This window comes from Reyranella sp. CPCC 100927 (assembly GCF_007859315.1).
Classification (GTDB): Bacteria; Pseudomonadota; Alphaproteobacteria; order Reyranellales; family Reyranellaceae; genus Vineibacter.
The window spans coordinates 23,814-46,118 of record NZ_VOHA01000013.1 but is presented as its reverse complement, the minus strand read 5'-3'; the positions used below and the strand labels follow the sequence as shown (position 1 = coordinate 46,118).

At 66.6% G+C, this 22,305-nt stretch carries 20 protein-coding genes; 12 read left to right on the top strand and 8 right to left on the bottom strand.

The window, feature by feature from the left end; translation table 11 throughout:
- Window positions 1-220 precede the first annotated feature (220 nt).
- Window positions 221-1,141, top strand: coding sequence for a LysR family transcriptional regulator (locus FQU96_RS27600; protein WP_146544590.1), 921 nt, complete (start codon window positions 221-223; stop codon window positions 1,139-1,141).
- Here the strand turns inward: FQU96_RS27600 and FQU96_RS27595 are convergent.
- Window positions 1,110-2,030, bottom strand: a complete 921-nt coding sequence (locus tag FQU96_RS27595; protein ID WP_178130736.1) for a formylglycine-generating enzyme family protein — start codon at window positions 2,028-2,030, stop codon at window positions 1,110-1,112. The genes FQU96_RS27600 and FQU96_RS27595 overlap by 32 nt on opposite strands.
- Between FQU96_RS27595 and FQU96_RS27590 the strand changes: the two genes are divergently transcribed.
- The 5 genes from FQU96_RS27590 to FQU96_RS27570 all read left to right on the top strand — a co-directional run bounded on the left by FQU96_RS27590 (window position 2,012) and on the right by FQU96_RS27570 (window position 6,711).
- Window positions 2,012-3,088, top strand: a complete 1,077-nt coding sequence (locus tag FQU96_RS27590) for a LysR family transcriptional regulator (protein ID WP_255468592.1) — start codon at window positions 2,012-2,014, stop codon at window positions 3,086-3,088. The two genes, FQU96_RS27595 and FQU96_RS27590, sit on opposite strands and share 19 nt — an antisense overlap.
- Before the next feature lie 129 nt (window positions 3,089-3,217).
- On the top strand, window positions 3,218-4,648 hold the full coding sequence (locus tag FQU96_RS27585; protein WP_146544587.1) for an amidase family protein: 1,431 nt from the start codon (window positions 3,218-3,220) through the stop codon (window positions 4,646-4,648).
- 14 nt (window positions 4,649-4,662) lie between these two features.
- The gene (locus FQU96_RS27580) at window positions 4,663-5,421 is read left to right on the top strand and encodes an amidohydrolase family protein (RefSeq protein ID WP_146544586.1); all 759 of its coding nucleotides are present in this window, start codon (window positions 4,663-4,665) and stop codon (window positions 5,419-5,421) included.
- Between the two features lie 29 nt (window positions 5,422-5,450).
- Window positions 5,451-6,431 carry a tripartite tricarboxylate transporter substrate binding protein gene (locus tag FQU96_RS27575; RefSeq protein WP_146544585.1) on the top strand — a complete coding sequence of 327 codons (981 nt, stop codon included), beginning with the start codon at window positions 5,451-5,453 and terminating at the stop codon, window positions 6,429-6,431.
- Window positions 6,432-6,516: 85 nt separating this feature from the next.
- Complete coding sequence (locus tag FQU96_RS27570; RefSeq protein WP_255468591.1) at window positions 6,517-6,711, top strand: DUF3303 domain-containing protein; 195 nt, start codon at window positions 6,517-6,519, stop codon at window positions 6,709-6,711.
- Window positions 6,712-6,723: 12 nt separating this feature from the next.
- On the opposite strand, the gene FQU96_RS27565 is transcribed toward FQU96_RS27570, so the two are convergent.
- The 3 genes from FQU96_RS27565 to alaS form a co-directional block, all read right to left on the bottom strand.
- The gene (locus FQU96_RS27565) at window positions 6,724-6,924 is read right to left on the bottom strand and encodes a hypothetical protein (RefSeq protein ID WP_146544584.1); all 201 of its coding nucleotides are present in this window, start codon (window positions 6,922-6,924) and stop codon (window positions 6,724-6,726) included.
- 296 nt (window positions 6,925-7,220) lie between these two features.
- Window positions 7,221-7,556, bottom strand: a complete 336-nt coding sequence (locus FQU96_RS27560) for a hypothetical protein (protein ID WP_146544583.1) — start codon at window positions 7,554-7,556, stop codon at window positions 7,221-7,223.
- A complete protein-coding gene (gene alaS, locus FQU96_RS27555) occupies window positions 7,556-10,213 on the bottom strand; it encodes an alanine--tRNA ligase (RefSeq protein ID WP_146544582.1) in 2,658 nt (885 codons plus the stop codon). The genes FQU96_RS27560 and alaS overlap by 1 nt, the downstream gene beginning before the upstream one ends.
- 308 nt (window positions 10,214-10,521) lie before the next feature.
- On the opposite strand from alaS, the gene FQU96_RS27550 reads away from it, so the two are divergent.
- From FQU96_RS27550 to FQU96_RS27530, 5 genes are all read left to right on the top strand, one after another.
- The gene (locus FQU96_RS27550; protein ID WP_146544581.1) at window positions 10,522-11,271 is read left to right on the top strand and encodes a YkgJ family cysteine cluster protein; all 750 of its coding nucleotides are present in this window, start codon (window positions 10,522-10,524) and stop codon (window positions 11,269-11,271) included.
- Window positions 11,268-13,622: a YkgJ family cysteine cluster protein gene (locus FQU96_RS27545; RefSeq protein WP_146544580.1), complete on the top strand. Its 2,355-nt coding sequence runs from the start codon at window positions 11,268-11,270 to the stop codon at window positions 13,620-13,622. Before FQU96_RS27550 ends, FQU96_RS27545 begins: the two co-directional genes overlap by 4 nt.
- A gap of 285 nt (window positions 13,623-13,907) precedes the next feature.
- A complete protein-coding gene (locus tag FQU96_RS27540) occupies window positions 13,908-15,113 on the top strand; it encodes an acetylornithine transaminase (protein ID WP_146544579.1) in 1,206 nt (401 codons plus the stop codon).
- 93 nt (window positions 15,114-15,206) lie between these two features.
- Entirely contained in the window at window positions 15,207-15,989 is a 783-nt protein-coding gene (locus FQU96_RS27535) for a YkgJ family cysteine cluster protein (protein ID WP_146544578.1), read from the top strand.
- A gap of 10 nt (window positions 15,990-15,999) precedes the next feature.
- Window positions 16,000-16,617 (top strand): alpha/beta fold hydrolase, encoded by a 618-nt coding sequence (locus FQU96_RS27530; RefSeq protein WP_146544577.1) that lies wholly within the window; start codon window positions 16,000-16,002, stop codon window positions 16,615-16,617.
- A gap of 454 nt (window positions 16,618-17,071) precedes the next feature.
- On the opposite strand, the gene recA is transcribed toward FQU96_RS27530, so the two are convergent.
- From recA to FQU96_RS27515, 3 genes are all read right to left on the bottom strand, one after another.
- A complete protein-coding gene (recA, locus tag FQU96_RS27525; protein ID WP_146544576.1) occupies window positions 17,072-18,145 on the bottom strand; it encodes a recombinase RecA in 1,074 nt (357 codons plus the stop codon).
- A gap of 218 nt (window positions 18,146-18,363) precedes the next feature.
- Window positions 18,364-19,572, bottom strand: coding sequence for an MFS transporter (locus FQU96_RS27520; RefSeq protein WP_146544575.1), 1,209 nt, complete (start codon window positions 19,570-19,572; stop codon window positions 18,364-18,366).
- A 204-nt stretch (window positions 19,573-19,776) separates the two neighbouring features.
- A complete protein-coding gene (locus FQU96_RS27515) occupies window positions 19,777-20,457 on the bottom strand; it encodes a bifunctional 2-polyprenyl-6-hydroxyphenol methylase/3-demethylubiquinol 3-O-methyltransferase UbiG (RefSeq protein ID WP_146544574.1) in 681 nt (226 codons plus the stop codon).
- Between the two features lie 235 nt (window positions 20,458-20,692).
- Between FQU96_RS27515 and FQU96_RS27510 the strand changes: the two genes are divergently transcribed.
- The gene (locus tag FQU96_RS27510) at window positions 20,693-21,616 is read left to right on the top strand and encodes a hypothetical protein (RefSeq protein ID WP_146544573.1); all 924 of its coding nucleotides are present in this window, start codon (window positions 20,693-20,695) and stop codon (window positions 21,614-21,616) included.
- Window positions 21,617-21,678: 62 nt separating this feature from the next.
- Here FQU96_RS27510 and FQU96_RS27505 read toward each other — a convergent pair whose 3' ends face one another.
- Window positions 21,679-22,287, bottom strand: coding sequence for a hypothetical protein (locus tag FQU96_RS27505; protein ID WP_146544572.1), 609 nt, complete (start codon window positions 22,285-22,287; stop codon window positions 21,679-21,681).
- Between the last annotated feature and the right edge of the window lie 18 nt (window positions 22,288-22,305).

The window sequence follows — 22,305 nt, the reverse complement described above, 5'->3', positions numbered from 1 at the left end:
TCTCAGGCATCATAGATCATTCGGCCGATGTACCCGCCATCGGCCTGGCCGTACAACGAAGGTCCTGGTCGGCGCACGCCTCCCCGAGGGACGCCGGCCGCCTATAGACTGCGTCGGTTATCCGTCCCTGCCCGTGAGACTCTTGCAATGACACGTTAGCGCTCCGCAGTACACGAGGCACTTTTTATCTCCTGATCGCTCCGATAAGGATTTCTTTGCAATGCGCAGCCTCAATCTCGATCAACTGCGGACCCTCATGGAGGTGATCGAACACGGCAGCTTCTCGGCCGCGGCGCGTCAGCTTAACCTGACCCAACCCGCGGTCAGCCTTCAGATCCGGGAACTCGAGCAGCGTTTCGGCGTGCCGCTCATCGAGCGCATGGGCAAGACCGTGCACGCAACGACACCGGGCCGCGAACTGGTCGAGCATGCGCACCGGATCTTCCGCGAGTGCGACTTCGCCGCCGCCGCCATGCGCCGCTATCGCGACGGCTGGGTCGGCCGGGTCCATATCGGCACGACGAATACCGCACTGACCTATCTGCTGCCGCCGCTCCTGCGCCGGCTGCGCGAGGAGCATCCCGGTATCGAGCTTCTGGTCACCAACCTGCCGACCCGCGATACCGTCGAGAACATCATCCAGAACAGAATGGACCTCGGGCTGGTGACGTTGCCGGTCGACGACACGCACCTGCGAGTCACGCCGTTGCGCTGGGAAAAGCTGCTGGCGATCCTGCCCGCCACCACGCCCGACATCCCCGACGCCGTCACGGCCGACTATGCCGCCCAGCACGCCCTCGTGCTGGAACATGCCCGCGGCGCCGTTCACGCGCTGGTCATGCGATGGCTGTCCAAGCAGATGCCCTTGCCGCGCACGCCCATGCTCATGGGCACTGTCGAGGCGATGAAGAAGGTCGTCGAACTCGGGCTGGGCATCTCGATCGTGCCCGATATCGCCGTCGCCGACCCTATTCCCGGCGTCGCCGTGCGGCCGCTGGAACCGCCGGTCGCATGCACGCTCGCGCTGGTCGAGCACCGAAGCAAGCCGAACGAGCCGGCGCTCGAGGTTGTCCGCAACGCATTGATGGAACTGAGAGTGGACGACGCGCCTAGTCTACCCGGGCCACACGAAACCCTATGAACGGCTGGGTATAGCCGACAAGCTCCCGAACGCGATCCGCCACCCTGGTCCCGTCGGAGCCGCTGGCCCAGCTGCCGCCCCGCAACACACGGCGATAGCAGTCGCCGTCCAGTCGCGCAGCGCCGTTCACGGGCGCACCGGCGTGACTGTCGAACCAGCAGTCGAGCAGCCACTCCTGCGCGTTTCCCAGCATGTCGTGAAAGCCCCACGGATTGGGTTGGAATGCCCCTACCGGGGCTGTGAACGCGTGGCCGTCGGTACAATGGAACAGGCCGAGGTTGCCCTTGACGCCTGTCAGGGTCTTGGCGAACAGCACATCACCGACATTGGCATAGCGACAAGCCTCGTCGCTGCCGTCGCCCCAGAAGCGCTGCGTCGTCGTGCCGGCCCGCGCCGCGTATTCCCACTCGGCCTCCGATGGCAGTCGATAGTTGCCGCCGGTGATCTTCCGCAGCCACGCGACGTATGCCGCTGCATCCTGCCATGTGACATTCACGACAGGGTGTCTGTCCGTCTGCTCAAATCCCGGCCGACGCCAATGATCGGTCGGCCGGTCGGGAAGCTGAGCATCCCTGGCCGGCAGGTAGCCGGTGGCCCGGGCGAAGGCCTCGAACTCCCCCCGCGTCACCTCGTATTTTGCAAGCGAGACCGCATAGTCGATCGCCACACGACGTTGGGGTCCCTCCTTGGCGGCCGGCGATCCCATCTGGAAGCTGCCCCTTGGCAGGACGAGCATCTCCGGGCAGTCGGCGCAATCGCGCTCCCCGTGTCGTTCGCGCATCGCCGTCGCGCGTTGTCGTTCAGCGGCCTCGGCGGCGGCGCGCGCGGCAATCGCGCCCTGCTCGGCCTGGTGCCAGGCATGGATACCCAGTGCGGCGATGCACAGCACCAGACCGCCCGCAGCAAACCACAGCCCACGGAATCGATGCTGAGACACCATGTCAGCCAACCAACCGATGCACCTGCAGCAGCATCATTGCGCCGGCCGAAGCCGCGAGGCACATTGTTTTTTCTGATCATGCCAATAGGGATTCCTTGGAGATGCGCAGCCTCAACCTCGATCAGCTGCGAACCCTCATGGAGGTGATCGAACTTCGCAGCTTTTCGGCAGCGGCGCGGCAGCTCAACCTGACCCAGCCGGCCGTCAGCCTGCAGATCCGGGAACTGGAGCAGCGCTTCGGCGTACCGCTCGTCGAGCGCATGGGCAAGACCGTGCATGCGACGACACCGGGCCGCGAACTGGTCGAGCACGCCCAACGGATCTTTCGGGAGTGTGAGACGGCGGCGGCGGCCATGCGACGCTTCCATCGCGGATGGGTCGGCCGCGTGCATGTCGGCACCACCTTGACCGCCCTGACCTACGCGCTGCCGCCGATCCTGCGGCGCCTGCATCAGGATCACCCCGGCATCGAGATTGTGATCACCAACATGACGACCCGCGACAGCGTGGAAAACGTCATTCAGAACGCGATCGATCTCGCGCTGGTGACGTTGCCGGTCGATGACTCTCACCTGCGCGTCACACCACTGCGTCCCGAAACGCTGGTGGCCATCCTGCCGGACTCCACGCCGGACATCCCCGACGCGGTCACGCCGGAGTATGCCGCCAGTCAACCCCTGGTGCTCGAGAAGCCGCGCGGCGCCGTCAGCGCGCTGGTCCAGCGGTGGCTGTCCAAACAGTTGCCCTTGGCGCGCACGCCGATGCATATCGCCACCGTCGAGGCGATGAAGGGAATTGTCTCGCTGGGTCTGGGTATGTCGATCATACCGGACGTCGCCGCTGTCGAACCGATACCGAATGCCGTCGTTCGTCCCCTGAACCCGAGCGTTCCCTGTACGCTGGCCCTCATCGAGCACCGCAGCAAACCCAATGATCCCGCGCTTGAAATCGTTCGCAACGCGCTGCTGGGTTTGAGAACGGGCCCCTACGCTCCCGCTGACGCGTAATACCGCCGACGGTTGTCAGCCTTGCCTTTTCGCGCGGCAGGCTTGCCGAACGGCCATTCGAAACCGTCGCGAATGCCCGGAGACCGGGCTAAGCTGCCCACTCGAAATCACGATTGGGAAACGCTTGGCATGACCGCGACTGAACTCTGGCAATGGGATGCCGCCGACCTTGCTCCGGCGATCCGCAGCCGCAAGGTTTCGAGCTTCGACGCGACCGTGGCTGTGATCGACCGCATGCATGCGGTCAATCCCAAGGTCAATGCGGTCGTGCGCGACCTTTCCGATGAAGCGCTGACGGCGGCCCGCGCCGCCGACGAGGCCGTGCGCCGCGGCGATCGCCTCGGTCCGCTGCATGGCGTGCCGGTCACCATCAAGGAAAACATCGACCAGATCGGCCTGCCGACAATCAACGGCATCGTCGCCTTCAAGGATTTGACCGCCACGGAAGACAGCCCGCCGGTTGTGAACTGGAAGAAGGCAGGCGCCGTGATCGTCGGTCGTACCAATACCCCGGCCTTCTCGCTGCGCTGGCACACCGACAACGATGTCCACGGACCGACGCTCAATCCCTGGAGCAAGGCACGAACATCGGGCGGTTCGTCCGGCGGCGCCAGCGCCGCGCTGGCCGTCGGCATCGGGCCGCTGGCGCACGGTAACGATTACGGCGGCTCGATCCGTTACCCGGCCTACACCTGTGGCCTTGCCGGCATCCGCCCCACGATGGGGCGCGTTCCCGCGTTCAACCGCACGTCCAGCGTCGAGCGCTCGCCGAGCAACCAGCTCATGGCCGTCAACGGTCCGCTGGCCCGCAGGATCCGTGATGTCCGCATAGGCCTTGCCGCCATGGCGGGATGCGACGCGCGCGACCCGATCTGGGTTCCGGCACCGTTGGACGGTCCGCCGGCGGCAGCGCCCATTCGCGTCGCGCTGGTGGTGCAGCCTAAGGGCCAATATACCCACCCCGCCGTGGCCGACGCCGTGCGCAAGGCCGGCAAGGCCCTGGCCGACAACGGCTACGCCGTCGAGGAGGTTGAGCCGCCGTCATTCGAGGCCGCCTGCCAGGTGTGGCGCAAGCTGGTCTTCACCGAGACCCGGCACCTGACCTTGGAGAGCATCGAGAAGCTCGGCGATGCCCAGGCGCGCAAGAGTGCCGGCCTGTGGCTACAGCTGCAACCTGACATCTCCTTGAAAGAGTACATGCAGACGCTGGCCGAGGTGCTGACCCATCGCCGCGCCTGGGCGGTCTTCATGGAGACCTATCCTCTGATCGTCGGCCCCACCTCGGGCGATCTGCCATTCGAGGTCGGCTTCGACCACAAGGATGCCGAGACGTTCCGGCATGTGCTCGATGCCCAGGCCCTGATGACGGTGGTCAACATGCTGGGCCTGCCGTCGGCCGCCGTGCCTGTCGGCACGACGCCGGTGCCGGACGCGCCGAAAGGCCTGCCCCTGGGTGTGCAGATCATCGCCCCGCGCTTCCGCGAGGACCTGGCGCTTGACGCTGCCGAGATCGTCGAAGCTGTGCACGGCATCTCGACGCCGATCGATCCTGTATGGTGAACCGGGCCTGAGCCATGGCCCTTTTCGACGCCCACTTCCACGTCATCGACCCGCGGTTCCCGCTAGTGGTCAACGACGGCTACGTGCCGCCCGCCTATACGGTCGACGATTACTGGAGCACGGCGGGGCCGCTGGGCGTGGTCGGCGGCGCCATCGTCTCCGGCTCGTTCCAGGCCTACGACCAGACCTACCTGCTCGAAGCTCTGGCGCGCTTCGGCCCGTGCTATGTCGGCGTCACGCAGCTACCCGACGATGTCGATGATCAGACGATCCGCTATCTCGACAGCGTCGGCGTGCGGGCCGTGCGCTTCAACCTGTATCGCGGCGTTACCGCCGATCCGACGGCCATCGTGCGCATGGCGCAGCGGGTCTACGACCTTGCCGGCTGGCACATCGAGCTCTATCTCGACGGCTACGCTCTCCATGAGCTCAAACCGACGCTCCTGACCTTGCCGCGCGTCGTGATCGACCATCTCGGCATGACCGAGAACGCCCTGCCGGCGCTGCTGGAACTGGTATGGCGCGGTGCCAAGGTCAAAGCCAGCGGCTTCGGTCGGGTGTCCATGGGCGTGCGTGCCATGCTGCAGGCCATCGCCGACGCCGACGAGACCGCGTTGATGTTCGGTACTGATCTGCCGTCCACGCGCGCCAATCGTCCGTTCTATCCCAGTGACATCGACCTGATCGCCACCACCCTTGATCCGGTGCGGTCGGAGCGTGCCCTGTTTCACAACGCCATCGCCTGCTACCGTCCGGCGCAGATACCGGTCTGATACAAAAAAGCCTGTTGGGGAGAAGCACCATGACTCTGTCACGCCGCTCGCTGATCGCAGCCTCGGCCGCAACCGCGCTGGCAACACCGGCGATCGTCCGCGCCCAGACATCGTGGCCGACCAAGCCGATCCGGATCCTCATCCCCTTCGCGCCGGGCGGTACGTCCGACATTCTGGCGCGCCTGCTACAACCCAAGCTGCAGGAGTCCTTCGGCCAGTCGGTGGTCGTCGAGAACCGGCCCGGTGCCAACGGCACCATCGCCGTGGACATCGTCGCCAAGGCGGCGCCCGACGGCACGACCCTGGTGCTCACCGACCTCGGCGCGCTCGCCATCTCACCCAGCGTGATGAAGGTACCCTTCGATCTGGCCAAGGATTTCGCACCGGTGATCGTGCTGGCCTACTCGCCGCACATGCTGGCCGTCTTCCCTGGCACGCCGCACAAGACCGTCGCCGACCTGATCACCTACGCCAAGGCCAATCCCGGCAAGCTGAACAACGCGACCTCCGGCCTGGGCAGCGCACCGCACCTTGCGGGCGCGCGTTTTGCGCTCGAGTTGGGCCTGTCATGGACGTACATCCCTCTCAAGGGCGGCGCCGAGGCCATCCAACAGGTCATCGGTGGCCATGCCGATCTGCTGTTCAACGGCATGGTCGCCACCCTGCCGCATGTCCAGAGCGGCAAGCTGCGCGGTCTGGCCGTGTCGAGCGCTCAACGCCAGGCGCAAGTGCCCGACCTGCCGACCATCGCCGAGGCCACCGGCCTGAAGGACTTCGTCACCGGCTCCTACCAGGGCGTTCTCGCCCCGCCAGGCACGCCGGCGGAGATCACCGGCAAGCTGCACGCCGAGATCGCGCGCATCGCCGCCCTCCCCGACGTTGCTCAGCGCCTGAAGGAGCTGGGCGCCGAGCCGGTGCTGAGCAAGCCGGCCGACAGCCACGCCTGGCTGCAGGCCGAGACCGCGCGCTGGGCCAAGGTGGTGAAGGATACCGGGATCAAGCTGGAGTAGCTGCCGTCATGCAATTCATGGTGATCGAGACGTTCCGCAACCAGGACGGCAGGCGGTTTATCGCCGCTTCCGCGACAAGGGCCGCATGGTGCCTGACGGCGTCACGTTCGTCAGCAGCTGGGTGTCGGCCGACCTCGGGCGCTGCTTCCAGGTGATGGAGTGTGACGACGTCGCGCTGCTGCAGCGCTGGGTGACGGAATGGTCCGATCTCATCGCCTTCGAGATCGTGCCTGTCGTACCGGGCAAGGACACCGCCGCGGCGTTGGCCGGACAACTGTGAACGGCTGCCGGCTCACGTCAGGGACATGGCAAAACCGCGCGGCACGATAAAGAACAGGAACGCCGCCAGGATGATCGCCGAGGTGACCATCGCGATCATGTAGGACACCACCTCGCGCCGCTGCTGCGCGCGGCTCTCGATGGGCGGATGCGAGAGTCCCGCGGCATGACGCAGCCCGATGGGCAGACGCAGCCGAATCCGGCGCCGGGGCATTTCAACCCCGACGACGACGCGTTGGACGCTCCGGCGTGCTTTCCGCAGGGTCGTCCTGCGTGCGGTTCTCCGGCACGGGCACGCCGGTGTTGGGCCGGTTGTCGCCTATGTCCTGCGGCCGCTTGGGCGCCGTCGGTTTGCCGGGCACGGCGGGACCGCAAGGCGGCGGCGGCTGTGGGAGACTGGAGGGATCGTTCTGTTCGCGCATGGGGCCTGCCTTGGCTGACGCCAGATCAACGAAGGCAGGTATCGCAAGGTTGCCGGCACAGCCGGCCTGCATCCCATGTGAAGATAGCTCAGAACGTGATGCCGCTCTTCTTGGTCGCGTAGCCGCGCTGGCTCATGCAGCTGTTCATCAACCGGTTGCTGCGGTTGCGATCGTCGGTCGCCGCCATCTGGCCCGGCAGCTGCGTGCGGCCGAGGCGCTGGTCGGTGGCACCCAACGTGGCCTCGCGGTCGGCGACGATCCCGCGCTCCTTTGCCACCAGATCCTTGATCTGGTCCCGGCATAACGCCTCGTCCCGACGTCGCTGATCGTCGGTGCCGCCCTCGCGGCTGTAGTCCGGCCCCGAACAGGCGGCGAGCACAAGGCCCAACGCCAGGGCGAGATAGCGCGCGCCGGCGGCGGACATCAGTTCACCCCCCGCGCGGCGATGGCTTGCTCGATCGCCTTGAGCGCCGCGTCGGCTTGCCCGACATCAGGCCCACCGCCCTGCGCCATGTCGGGCCGGCCGCCGCCGCCCTTGCCGCCCAGCGCGGCGACAGCGGTACGAACCAGATCGACGGCGCTGAGCCGGCCGGCCAGATCCTCCGTCACGCCGACGACCGCCGAGGCCTTGCCGTCCTCGACGCCGATCAGCGCCACGACGCCGGAGCCGACCTGCTTCTTGAAGTCATCGGCCATGCCCTTGAGGTCCTTGCCCGGCACGCCGTCGAGGCGGCGCGCGATCAGCTTGATGCCGGCGATCTCGCGCGGATCATTATCGGCCTTGGCCGCGCCGCCGCCGGCCAGCGCCAGCGCGCGGCGCGCTTCGGTGATCTCGCGCTCCAGCTTGCGTTGCGCGTCGACCAGCGCGGCGATGCGCGTCGGCACCTCGTCGGGCCGTACCCGCAGCGTCGACGCCGCCTCGTTCAGCCGATCTCCCTGGTCGCGGACATAGGCTTCGGCCGCCGCGCCGGCCACCGCCTCGATACGGCGTACGCCGGCGGCGACGGCACCTTCCGACACGATCTTGAACAAGCCGATATCGCCGGTGCGTCGCGCGTGGGTGCCGCCGCACAGTTCGACGGAGTATTCGTCGCCGTCGTGGCCGCCCATGCTGAGGACCCGCACCTCATCGCCGTACTTCTCGCCGAACAGCGCCATGGCGCCGGCCTTCACCGCCTCGTCGGGTGTCATCAGCCGCGTCTCGACCGGGCCATTCAGCCGGACGTGGGCATTGACCTCGTCCTCGACCTTGCGCAGTTCCTCGACCGTCACGGCCTTGGGATGGCTGATGTCGAAGCGCAGCCGGTCGGGCGCCACCAGCGAGCCCTTCTGTGTCACGTGATCGCCCAGGTGGTTGCGCAACGCCTTGTGCAGCAGATGCGTCGCCGAGTGGTGCGCCCGCAGCGCCGAGCGGCGGCCAACGTCGATGGTCAGCGTCACGTCGTCGCCGACCTTGAGCGTGCCCGACTCCAGAGTGCCGACATGGGCATGCACATCGCCCAGCTTCTTCTGCGTGTCGGTGACGACGAAGACGCCACCCGGTGCCGTGATGCGGCCCGTATCACCCATCTGGCCACCGGACTCGCCGTAGAACGGCGTCTGGTTGACGATGACCTGGCCCTTCTGCCCCGCGCTCAGCGCCGGCACTTCCTTGCCGTCGACGAGGATCGCCACGACCTTGCCTTCGGCGGTATCGGTGTCGTAGCCCAGGAAGTCGGTGGCCCCCACCCTTTCGTGCAGGTCGAACCAGACCGCCTCGTTGGCGGCCTCGCCCGAGCCGGCCCAGGCGGCGCGCGCCTTGGCCTTCTGTTCGGCCATGGCGTGATCGAAGCCCTCGAGGTCGACGCCGATCTGGCGCGCCCGCAGCACGTCCTGGGTGAGGTCGAGCGGAAAGCCGTAGGTGTCGTAAAGCTTGAAGGCGACATCGCCCCGCAGGGTGCCGCCGGCGCTCAGGCTGGCGGTCTCCTCCTCGAGCAGCCGCAGGCCGGTACCCAGGGTGGCCCGGAAGCGGGTTTCCTCCAGCTTCAGCGTCTCGGTGATCAGCGCCTGGGCGCGCATCAGTTCGGGGAAGGCATCACCCATCTGGTGCACCAGTTCGGGCACCAGCTTGTAGATCACCGGGTCCTTGGCCCCCAGCATGTGGGCATGGCGCATGGCGCGACGCATGATCCGGCGCAGCACATAGCCGCGGCCCTCGTTGGACGGCAGTACGCCGTCGGCGATCAGGAACGAACTGGCCCGCAGGTGATCGGCAATCACCCGGTGCGATGGCGCCTGCGGCCCATCGGGATCGACACCGGTGACATGCGCCGACGCCTCGATCAGCGCCCGCAACAGGTCGATATCGTAGTTGTTGTGCTTGCCCTGCAGAACGGCGGCCAGGCGCTCCAATCCCATGCCGGTGTCGATGGAAGGTCGTGGCAGGTCCAGGCGTTGATCCTTTGTGACCTGCTCGAACTGCATGAACACCAGGTTCCAGATCTCGATGAAGCGATCGCCGTCGGCGTCAGCCGAACCCGGCGGCCCGCCGGGGATGCTCTCACCGTGGTCGTAGAAGATTTCCGAACACGGACCGCAGGGGCCGGTATCGCCCATCGCCCAGAAATTGTCGGACGTCGGGATGCGGATGATCTTGGAGTCGGGCAGGCCCGCGATCTTCTTCCAATGGCCGGCCGCATCGTCGTCGGTATGGAACACCGTCACCAGCAGCCGATCCTTGGACAGACCGTATTCCTTGGTGATCAGGTTCCAGGCCAGCTCGATCGATCGCTCCTTGAAATAGTCGCCAAACGAGAAATTCCCCAGCATCTCGAAAAACGTATGGTGCCGGGCCGTGTAGCCCACGTTCTCGAGGTCATTGTGCTTGCCGCCGGCGCGTACGCACTTCTGCGAGCTGGCGGCCCGGTTGTAAGGACGCTTCTCCAGGCCGGTGAAGACGTTCTTGAACTGCACCATGCCGGCGTTGGTGAACATCAGGGTCGGATCGTTGCGCGGCACGAGAGGGCTCGACGCCACGACCTGATGGCCGTTGTCGCCGAAGAACTCCAGGAACGTCCGCCTGATTTCGCTTGCCGTTGCCATTGTCCTCAGTGTCCACGCCGCGGGCCGGCGGACATCAACCCCGCGCGACCGATCCTATTGGAAAGTCAAGGTTCTTACCGCGCCAGCCGGTGCGGTGTCCACACGGCGGGCATGGTGGGTCTGCGCCACAACCCGTCCTTGTCAGGGGCCGCTCGTCGGGTCAAGCTTGGCGCCATACAGTCGGGACGGCGTCTGGCCGGTGCGGACAGCCACGCAAGCATGATCGTACCCGACACACGCCATATGCTGCCCGATGCCCGCGCCAGCCATGACGCCGGCCGCCCGCGTCCTTGGGGGAACCGTTCGATATGAGCGCCTCGCCGCCGGAAGAACCCGGTATCGCCGTCAGCGTCCCCAGCGAACGCGTCCCCGCCCGGGCCATCCTGCCGGCGCTGTACCAGCTGGTGGAGGCCCACACGCGGGAGTCGCTCGCGGCGGTCGCCGCCGAAGGACGCTCCATCTCCTGCAAGGCCGGTTGCGGCGCCTGCTGCCGCATGTTCGTCCCGATCTCGGATGTCGAGGCGCATGCGCTTGCCGCCCTGGTCGAGCGGATGCCCGAACCGCGGCGGACAACGATCAAACAGCGCTTTGCCGAGGCCGAGAACCGCTTGGCCGACTGGCGCCCGCTCGACACGCTGATCCAGCGGTCCTCCACGGCGATCGCGGCCGATCACGATCAGATGCTGGCCGACTATTTCCGGCTGGGCATCGCCTGCCCGTTCCTGGAGGACGAAAGCTGCTCCATCCACCCCGACAGGCCGCTGGTGTGCCGTGAGTATTTCGTCACGTCGCCGGCCGAACTGTGCGCCAGCCATGATCGCCGGCGCGAGATCAAGGGTGTGAAGCGCAAGTTCGTGGCCCCCGCGCTCCAGTACCTGACATCGGACACCACGCCGCCGCGATCGACGGTCATGCCGATCACCCTCGTCCTGCGGTGGGTTTCGCGGCAGACCGGCAAGGAGGGCAAGCGCCGCGGCATCGACTGGTTGAAGCGCTTCTCGCGGATTCTGCAGGATCTGGCGCAGCATCACCGCCTCACGCAGGGGAAACAACCGTGACGACCGGCGCCGCGCCCATCGATCCGGCCCGACAGGCCAGCGCCAACCTGCGCCTGCAGGTCGGCACGCTCTCGGTGCAGGGACGCATCACCGTGCCCCTCGACATGGTGAAACCGCAGGCGGTCCTGCCGGCCCTGCAGAACCTCGTCAATGCCGTCGTCACGGCCACGGAGCAGGAACTCGCCGGGAGCCGCAAAACGATCTCCTGCAAGGCGGGCTGCGGTGCCTGCTGCCACCAGGCCGTGCCGATTTCGGCACCCGAGGCCTATTTCCTGCACGACCTTGTCGAGGCCATGCCGCAGCCGCGGCGCGACACCATCAAGGCCCGCTTCGCCGCGATCGGCCGGCGCCTGCGCGACGCCGGGCTCTACGACCGGTCGATGGACATCCGATCGCCGGACCGGGCGTTCGACCGGGCCTATTTCGATCTCGACCTGCCCTGCCCGTTCCTTGAGGATGAAAACTGTTCCATCCACGCCGATCGTCCGCTGATCTGCCGCGAGTACCTGGTGACCTCGCCGGCATCGCGCTGCGCGCGCCCGCACGATGGTGGAATCGAGGGCGTCCCCATCCCCAAACTGTCGGCGCTGCTGCGCCGCGTGGCCGACGTCGATACGCAGGCCCTGACAGTGTCGGTCGCACTGGACTGGGTCGCGGCGCACCCCGACACGCTGCCCCGCCGCCGAGGCACAGAGTGGATCGAGGATTTCCTCGGTCGCCTCGGCAAGGGCGACGCGACAACCGGCGCACCGCCCACCACCACCGCCGGCGACGCCGCGGCAACACGCACCAATGATGTCGACATACCGATGCCCCTGGGCACGGTTTCGGCCGAAGCCATGCTGCCGTCGTTCCGGACATACACCAATGCCCTGGTCAGCGACGCGATTGCGCAGGTCACGGCCACGGGAAAGTCGATCTCCTGCCGCGCCGGGTGCGGTGCCTGCTGCAGCCAGGTCGTCCCCATATCGACGATCGAGGCACACCGCCTCGCCGCGGTCGTCGAGGCCATGCCCGAGCCGCGGCGCAGCGACATCCGTCGCCGCTTCGACGAGGCCGAGCAGCGAATCGCCACCTGGGATCGCGCCGCCGACTACGAGCGATGGGTCAAGCACGAGAACGTCAAGGACAGCGACGTCACCAGCGCCTACTTCACGCTGAACATCCCCTGTCCCTTCCTGGAGGCCGGCAGCTGCTCGATCTACGAGGAGCGGCCATTGGTCTGCCGCGAATATCTGGTCACGAGTCCGGCGGAGAACTGCGCCGCGCTGGGCGACGGGCATCTGCCGATCGACGTGGTGCCCAGCGTCTACACCCATCTGGCGTTGCGGCACCTGGAGACGCCGCCAGACAGGAGAACGGCTTCGTCCGTGCCCCTGACGCGCGCGCTGCGCTGGGCGGCCGAACATCCCAGCCCGACACCGACACTGCGTCCGGCCCAGGTCTGGATGGATCGCTTCCTCGACCGCCTCCAACGCCTGGACACGTTCGGATACGCCGTGCGCCCACTGCAGCAGCCGGATGGTCGGCCTGCCGGCGACGATCGGATAGCCGGCAACAGCGACATGAAGCCCGCCGCGCCGAGCACTGACGGCGGCGACACCCCGGCGGCGCGCACCGTCGGTGTCGACATACCGATGCCCGTGGGCGCTGTGTCGGCTGAACAGATGCTGCCGTCGTTCCGTGCGTACACCGAGGCGCTGATCGGCCATGCGACCGCTCAGGTCGCGGCCAATGGCCAGTCGGTTTCCTGCCGCGCCGAGTGCGATGCCTGCTGCCATCAGCTGGTGCTGGTCTCGACAGTCGAGGCGCGGCGCCTCGCCGCCCTGGTCGATGCCATGCCGGAGCCGCGGCGCAGCGAGATCCGGCACCGTTTCACAGAGGCAGACCAGAGCATCGCAGCCTGGGACCGCGCCGCCGACTACGACCGATGGGTCACGCACGGCAACGCCGAGGACCACGACATCATTGCGGCGTACTTCAAGCTGGACATGCCGTGCCCCTTCCTCGAGGCCAGCAAATGTTCGATCTATGAGGACCGGCCACTGGTCTGCCGCGAGTACCTCGTCACGACGCCGGCAAAGAACTGCGACCATCTCGACGACGAGCAGATGCCGATTCGCATGGTCCCCAGTGCCTGCACCCACCTGGCGTTGCGTCACCTGGAGGCGCCCGCCGACGATGGAACAGCGGCGGCTGTGCCCTTGACGCGCGTGCTGCGCTGGGCGGCGGAGCATCCCGATCCGGCGCCGGCACTGCACCCAGCCCAGACCTGGATGGATCGCTTCGTCGACCGGCTCCGGCGTCTGGACGGATCGCCCAGCGACGGCTTGGCATCGGACGCACGCTAGGCGCCGATGCGTGAGAGCTGTCAAAACGTATTGACACGCCGGCATCTCTCCGCGATGAGTGCGCTCGCGATGATCAGAACCGCTACGATCCGACGCCGACGCATCATGCACCCTGTCCCGGGGCTGCGTGGGCGCGCGCTGTTGCATCGAGATCCCTAGCCGATCAACATCGTCGCCACCGCGAAAAGGCCACGGGCAACCCCCGTGGCCTTTTCGTTTTAGGGCCGCAGCCAAGGCCCCGCTCCTCCCGTCAATCACCGTCGTCACATCCAGAAAGGACACGCCATGAGCAGCGCGCCGGATCCCGTGCAGAGTCTGATGGACATCACCCAGCGTCCCGACGCCGTGTTCGTGCGCGGCGACGGCAGTTGGCTCACCGACCATCGCGGCCGGCGGCACCTCGACTTCGTGCAGGGCTGGGCCGTCAACACACTGGGCCACTGCCCGCCGCAGATCGCCCGCGCGCTCGCCGACCAGGCGGCCAAGCTGATCACGCCCAGCCCGGCGTTCTACAACGAGCCATCGCTGCAGCTGGCCGGCCTGCTGACGCGCCACAGCTGCTTCGATCGCGTGTTCTTCTGCAACAGTGGCGGCGAAGCCAACGAGGGCGCCATCAAGCTGGCGCGCAAATGGGGTAGCCTGCACAAAGGCGGCGCCTACGGCATCATCACCTTTGACGACGGCTTTCACGGCCGGACGCTCGCCACCATGTCGGCCTCGGGCAAGCCGGGGTGGGACAAGCTGTTCGAGCCCAAGGTCCCCGGCTTTGCCAAGGCCAAGCTCAACGATATCGCCTCGGTCGAGGCACTGATCGACAGCAACACCGTCGCGGTGATGCTGGAACCCGTGCAGGGCGAGTCCGGCGTCGTGCCATCGACGCTCGATTTCATGCGCGACCTCCATGCGCTGACGCGCAAACATGGCTTGCTGCTGATCTTCGACGAGATCCAGACCGGCATGGGCCGCAGCGGCGATCTGTTCGCCTATCAGCACTACGGCGTCGAACCCGACATCATGACGCTGGGCAAGGGCATCGGCGGCGGCGTGCCGCTCGCGGCACTGCTCGCCAAGGAAGCCGTCTCGTGTTTCGCGCACGGCGACCAGGGCGGCACCTTCAACGGCAATCCGCTGATGACCGCCGTCGGTGTCGCGATCATGCAGACCCTGCTGGCACCCGGCTTCCTCGATCAGGTGCGCGACAGCGGTGCCTACCTCTCGCATCGGCTGAGCGGACTGGCGGCCGAGTTCGGCATGCCGGGCGAGCGTGGCCTCGGTCTGCTGCGCGCCCTGAAACTGGCGACGCCCGACGGTGCCCGCATCGTCGAGGCCGCCCGGCTGCTGCAACCGGTCGGCCTGCTGGTCAACGCACCGCGGCCCAACCTGCTGCGCTTCATGCCGGCGCTTACCGTCACCAAGGCGGAGATCGACCGCATGATCGAGCTCTTGCGCGAGGCGCTGAGGCTCGTCCTGGCACCGGCGCGCGCGGCGTGACCCAAGGCAACACCGCGCGGCGCCATCCGCCGCGCGGTTTGTTGCGCCGCATCGCCGCGCCGTGCCAGTGTGCTGCCGACACGGAGATTGAGCATGCCGGGACCGACGAGCCCCGATGCCGAGACAGGGCCTGCGGATGCGACGGCAGAGCGGGTGCCACCGCAGGCGGTGCTGCCGCCGCTCCGTGCCTTGGCATCCCACATCATCGACACCGCCGTCGCCAAGGTCGAAGCACGCGGCGAACAGGTCTCTTGCCGCGCCGGTTGCGCCGCCTGCTGTCGCCAGCTCGTGGCGATTTCCGACATCGAGGCGCATGCCATCGTCGACCTCATCGAACGCCTGCCCGCGGCACGACGGGCCGACATCGAAGCGCGCTTCGCCGATGCCGAGCGGCGGATCGCATCGTGGCGGCCGCTCGACGCCGTGATCGACGCCGATGCCGATACCCCCATTGCCGAGCAGGCGCGCGAGGCGCACGCCTATTTCCACCTCGGCATCGACTGTCCCTTCCTCGAGGACGAACGGTGTTCCATCTATGCCGATCGGCCGCTGATGTGCCGCGAGTATCTCGTGACGTCGCCAGCGTCGCACTGCGCCAGTCCCGATACGTTGCGGACCCAATCCGTGCCGCTGGGCAGGCCGTCGCGGGCGCTGGCGCGCCTGACGTCGGACGAGACGCCGCCGCGCCCGACCTACGTGCCGCTGCCGCTGACGCTCTACTGGCATCGCCATCGCAGCCACGCCCTCGAACCGCGGCCCCTGGCGGAGTGGGCGGCGCGCTTCGAGGCCGCCAGCCGGGCCGTCGTCGAGAAGATGGAGAGCGCACCGGCCGACAGCGTGCTCGGCCACGCGCGCCGGGTGCTCGATCAGGATTGAGGTGAAGGCCATGCGTCTGCTGTTCTTGCCCGGCGTCAGCGGCCAGGGCAGCTTCTGGGAACCCGTCGTGGCACAGTTACCGCCGGCCTGGACGCTGGCGCCAGTCGATTGGCCCGGCCTGGGCACCGTGCCGCCCGAGCCCGGCGTGCAGTCGTTCGACGATCTGGTCGCGCGCCTGCTCGATCAGCTCGACCAGCCGGCCGTGCTGGTCGCCCAATCGATGGGCGGCGTCGTGGCCATGCATGCGGCGCTGCGGCGGCCCGATCGCGTGCCGGCGCTGGTGCTCACCGCGACGTCGGGCGGCATCGATCTCGGGCCGTTCGGCGTCTCGGACTGGCGACCCGACTATCGGAACACCTACCCGCAGGCGCCGTCCTGGGTTTACGAGCGCGGCCCCGACCTGTCGCCGGCGCTGGCGACCCTCGACATCCCCACCCTGCTGATCTGGGCAACGGCCGATGCCATCAGCCCGCTGGCCGTCGGCCGTCACCTTGCCGGCCTGCTGCCGCGCGCCAGCCTCATGGTGATCGACAGCGACGACCACTGGGTGGCGCGCATCCACGCCCAGGCCGTTGCCGCGGCGATCGAACAGCATGTGCGTCAGCACCGGCACCGATCGACGCCGTGAGGGTCTGGCAGAAAGGGCAGATACGGCCAGAAAGTCGAATTGGCGTTTGATCCCAGGGTCCTGGACGCGATGGCTCAACGCGGCCAGGTGGCGGCAGAAAGCGGCCAGTTACGGCCAGAAAGTCGTGCGCTCATGGGCAGCACCTCTCGAAGGCATGTGTGGTGTTGCTCGAACGGCGGCAGCAACGCGTCATGCCCGGGCGGATGGGGTATCGACTGCGTGAGATATATATTTTCTCGTTCCAACAACAAGCGGAACGAAAATAAACAATCACACCCATCCCAACGCACAGCGGGCGGCGCCGTGGGGTGCGCCGCCCGCTGGGGTGCCGTCATATGCGACACCAGCGTCCGGGAGTGATGGGGTCAGGATCGTCCCGGACCGATCCGCCTCGGAAGATGCGCCGGCGGCCAGCCCCTCCCTGAGGCCGCCCGCCGGCAAGGGCCCCTCGCCCCTATTCGTCGTCGTCCTCGCCGCCGCCGGACGGATCCATCAAGGCGTTCGACAGGATGCCGGCATTGGTACGGACGGCGGTCTCGATGGCTTGCGCCACCTCCGGATGGTCGCGCAGGAACTGCTTGGCGTTCTCGCGGCCCTGCCCGACGCGCTGGCCGTCATAGGAGAACCACGAGCCCGACTTCTCGACGATGCCGGCCTTCTGGCCGAGATCGATCAACTCGCCGACCTTGGAGATGCCCTCGCCGTACATGATGTCGAACTCGATCACCTTGAACGGCGGTGCCACCTTGTTCTTCACCACCTTGACGCGGGTCTGGTTGCCGACCACTTCCTCGCGCTCCTTGATGGCGCCGATGCGGCGGATATCCAGTCGCACCGAGGCATAGAACTTCAGCGCGTTGCCGCCGGTCGTGGTCTCGGGGTTGCCGAACATCACGCCGATCTTCATGCGGATCTGGTTGATGAAGATCACCAGCGTGTTGGACTTCGAGATCGAGGCGGTGAGCTTGCGCAGCGCCTGGCTCATCAACCGGGCCTGCAGGCCGGGCAGCGAGTCGCCCATCTCGCCCTCGAGCTCGGCCTTGGGCACCAGGGCCGCCACCGAGTCGATCACCATCACGTCGATGGCGCCCGAGCGCACCAGGGTGTCGGCGATCTCCAGCGCCTGCTCGCCGGCGTCCGGCTGCGAGATCAGCAGGTTCTCGACATCGACACCGAGCTTCTTGGCGTAGCCCGGATCCATCGCGTGTTCGGCATCGATGAAGGCGCAGGTGCCGCCCCTCTTCTGCGCCTCGGCCACGCAATGCAGCGCCAGCGTCGTCTTGCCCGAGCTTTCCGGACCGTAGATTTCGACGATGCGGCCCTTGGGCAGGCCGCCGATGCCGAGCGCAATGTCGAGACCCAGCGAGCCGGTCGAGATCGCCTCGATCTCCAGCGCCTCGCGCTGGCCGAGCTTCATGATCGAGCCCTTGCCGAAGGCACGCTCGATCTGGGCCAGCGCCGCGTCCAGCGCCTTGTTCTTGTTGTCCATGCCGTCCTTCTCAACCACTTTGAGCTGCGCCAGCGACATGCCGACCTCCTTGGTTTATCTCTCGGCCCGGCGGGCCCTTGCAATGCTGATAAGTCCGTGAGGCGCGTCAATGTACACTTTTTGTTCCATGCAACAAGGAGGAAATTAAGCCCCTGATTCAACTTTGGAACTTGACACGTGTTCTGGTATTGTTCAGGGCATTTACGTGCCATAGGGCGTAACTGGCCCTATCGACCTAGCTCCGCCTACGGCAGCTCTCATTCCCCGCCAGGCCTGGAACGCCGCTCGGTCCGAGCGCACAGAAGCGCCATCAACGCCAAGCTCATTCCGCACCCCAATGTGACGGAACCTCCAAACCCGATCGTCGCGCCACCCAGTGCCGTGCCCAACGCGATCCCGACGTAGACCGCGGACGCGTTGAGCGCCACGACCAAGGGTGCCTCCAGCGGCGCGATGGCGATGAGGCGATGGATCTGTGCCGGATTCTGCGACCAAACACCGGCACCCCAGCACACCATCAGCGCGCCGATCAGGACAGGCCTGCCCTGAATGAGCCATAGGCTCGCGGCGGCAAGGCCGGCGAACGTCACGGTCATGTGCGCGTACGCGAAACGCAGAACCCGCCCGGCGCCCCATCGATCCGTCAGGAGACCCGCGACGTAGTTTCCAGCGATGGCGCCCGCTCCGTAAAGAACCAGCATGCAGACAACTGCACCGTCGGTCATCGACAGTGCATCGAGGATGGGAACCGTGAAGGCGTACGGCGCATACGCCGCCGACATGCCGAGCACCGTCAGGAACAAGGTGCCCGCCACGCCCGGACGCTTCAGCACCGACATCCGCCGCATGCCAACGCGCGATGCTCCCGCTACGCGCGGCATTGTGACAACGACGCCCACCGCGGCGATGAGGGCCAATGTCGCCACGAGACCCAGGGCCGCGCGCCAGTCGATCACCACGCTGGCAATGCGCCCCAGCGGCACGCCAATGGCAGTCGCGACCGTCAGGCCGCCAATCACGAGGGCCAGTGTCCGTGCCTTTGCCTCAGGCCTGGCGAGAAGCCCCGCAGCCGCTACCGCATTGGGTGAATAGGCGGCAGCCGCTGCGGCGGCAGCCACGCGCGTGGCGATCAGAATGCCCAGCGACGGCGCCAACGCCGAACCGATGTTGGCCAATGCGAGAAACGCCAACGCACCCACCAGCAGTGCTCGCCGCGGCAGCGCCGACGCCAGCGTTGCGATGATCGGCGCAAGGATGGCGTAAGACAGCGCGAATGCTGTCACCGAGTGACCGGCCTCTGCCGGCGTCACCGCCAACCCGTCAGCCATCGCCGGCAGGAAGGCGGCGACAATAAAAGCATCGGTGCCGACGGCGAATGTACCCAGTGCCAGCATGAGCGGCACGCCGAGCCCGACGCTCGGTGCTGCCTCGACCGTCCGGTCGATGGTTTCCGCGACATCGCCCATTCGCGTCTGTTCCCGTCATGGAGATTGAGATCTCCCTGACCAGACGACGTTCGGGGTCGGCATATCTATCCGCTATCCAGTGATGTAGTGGGACAACCCGGAGTAACGGATGCGCAAGGCAGGCCAAGCGGCAAGCCGACGCTCAGATGGCGCCACCAGAGCCGGACCGCACGTGCCTGTCCGCGAAATTCCAGCCGCTCACTGTCACCCGGCGCACGCATCGCTCTTGCGGAGCCAGAACTCGAACCCGCCTTCGGCCGGCTCCACGCGCTGCTCATGCAGCACATCAAACCCAGCCAGCGCCGCCAGGAGTTCGTCGCGCTGGTAATAGGCATAGAACCTGACGCCGCGCAGCAGTGCACGGGCCGCATCGCCTCCCGGATATCGGGGACCAAGCGTCGGCTCTTCGTATCGTTCGCCCTGCCCTTCCTTCATGCTGACGTACAGAACGCCGCTGTGCGCCAGCAGCGCGCGACAGGCGGCGATGCAGTCAATGAACTCGGCTTTCGTCAGGTGGTACAGGCATCCACTGGCCCAAATGCCGTCGAACGCTCCCGCGGGCAGTCGGTTCATGTCGCGCAGGTCGAGGCACGTATATCGACCGTGCGGATCTTTTCCCCTGGCGAGTGCCAGCATGCGCGACGACAGGTCGAATGACAGAGGCTCCAGATCGAGCGATTGCAGGTAACGCGAATCGCGTCCCTCGCCACACCCGGGAACGAGAACCCGAGTCCCCGGCAGATATGCCGCAAACCGGCGCATGGACGCTTCCTTCCACGCACGGATCGCCGGTGCTGCGGTGACGCCGTCGTAGTGATCGGCGATCGCGTCGTACGTCTCCAGGTTGCGAGCGACATGGTCGCGGGCGAACGCGTCGTTCGTCATGTCCAGGCCTCGTTCAGGACGATTCGATCGGGCAATTCTCGAAGACTATCCGCGCCCGGGCCCGGTCGCCATTCATGGTCGTCACGCACAACGCATTGACGTGAACAAACATGACCGATAAAATGAATGAATACTCACCATCCAGTGCGTTGGTGAGACAAGGTGTCCGGCACACTGTTCCGGACGACCGCCAGCGTATTGAACCGCCTCCGTCCCCGCGCCGCGTCGGTATCACATGGCAATCAAGGCCACGATCCTCAGACGAAGCTTCGACTCGCTGTTCACGCCGGCCGCCCCTGGCGTTGCGGCGCAGCTGCGCCTGAGGCTCAAGGTCATGCTGATGGCCGTCGACCCGGGCGGCCAAACGGCCAAGGACGGCTACCGCTACGGGTCGAAGAATTTCGACGAAAGCGACACGCGAACCACCGACAACGTCCATGCGATCAAGAGCTGGAAGAAGGACGAGTTCCGTGCCTTCGAACTGAACTTCAAGCGTGCCGCCGAGCTCGGCTGGAACAATCAGATCATCCTGCTGCCGCCGAGTGACGAGGGTCGCACCGGCCTGAACGACGCCGACTATAAACAGTTCATCTCGCGGCCGGGTCTTGCGGCCCATGTCGCCTGCTCGCTCGAAGTCCAGATCGTGCGCTCCGGCGAAGGCATCGTCCCGCGCGCGATCATCGAGGCCGTCCAGCTGGTGTTTGACGCCGATACCGCCCGCTCGCACCACTTCGTGATCACCAACAAGGACGTTACCCACAGCACCAGCTACTTCAAGGGCATTGCCTACAGCCAGATCACCGCCGCGCACGAAGTCGGCCATTGGCTGGGACCGGACGCATATGCCGCCGACGGCACATTCCAGCACGTCGACTACGCAGCGGCGCGGGCGCGAAACCTGCCGATGAATGCCGACGAAGAGTACGGCCTGACCGCCACGCGCTCGATGTCGATCATGGGCAGAGGCCCCATCGCCACCGAATACGACGCCATGCCATGGCTGGCGCGCATCCAGGAACACACCGGCGTTGCCGCCGGCTGGCGCTATATCCATCGCATCCGGTTCAACAACGGTGTCGCCCCCATCTCGGCGCGACAGACGCGACTGACCGGTGGCCCATCGAGACCGACGCCGCCAGGAATGCGGCGCGTGCCGTGAAATGGCCGCACTGACCGCCAGCACAGCCCGTCCACGTCGACGAGACTTACGCTGCAACGTTTTCAGGGTGCGGGTGGCGCAATCCTGATGGCGCGATCGAACGCGTAGCGCGTCGCGGTGCGGGCCTTCGTGCCGCCCACGTCAACGATGCTCTCGCCGGCCACGGGGCGGCGTGAACCGGGATCGAAATAGGCGGTCACCGCTGCCTTGCGGCCGTTGATCACCGCGTTGTAGGTGAACGTCAGGTAGGACTTGCCGTCGACGGCCTGCGTGCCGCGACACTGCAGATCGGCCAGACCGTTTGCGGGGAAATAGCTCTTCGACGGTGCGTCCTTCTGAAGGTCCGCCAGCTTGTCCGGCGGCACAGGCGCCCAGGATGCTCCCGCGTTCTTGACCCAGCCCTTCGTGTTGTCGGTGACGATGATGTCGACGGCGCGCATCTTGACGCGGAACGACTTTGGGGGCGCCACGTGCACGGTCGTGACGGTCTGTGGCGAGTCCGGGAAGGCCGCTGCCGTTGGTGCGATGAAGATCCGGCCGCTGATTTCATAGGGACCAGCACCGGCGTTGATCCGGTTGACCTCGTTGAAGTCGGACAAGCAATCCGCACGGGCGGTTGCCACGCCAGCCATGACAAGGCCACAGGCGATGATCGCCGCTCGCGCGCTCACGTTTGACCCACCTCCATC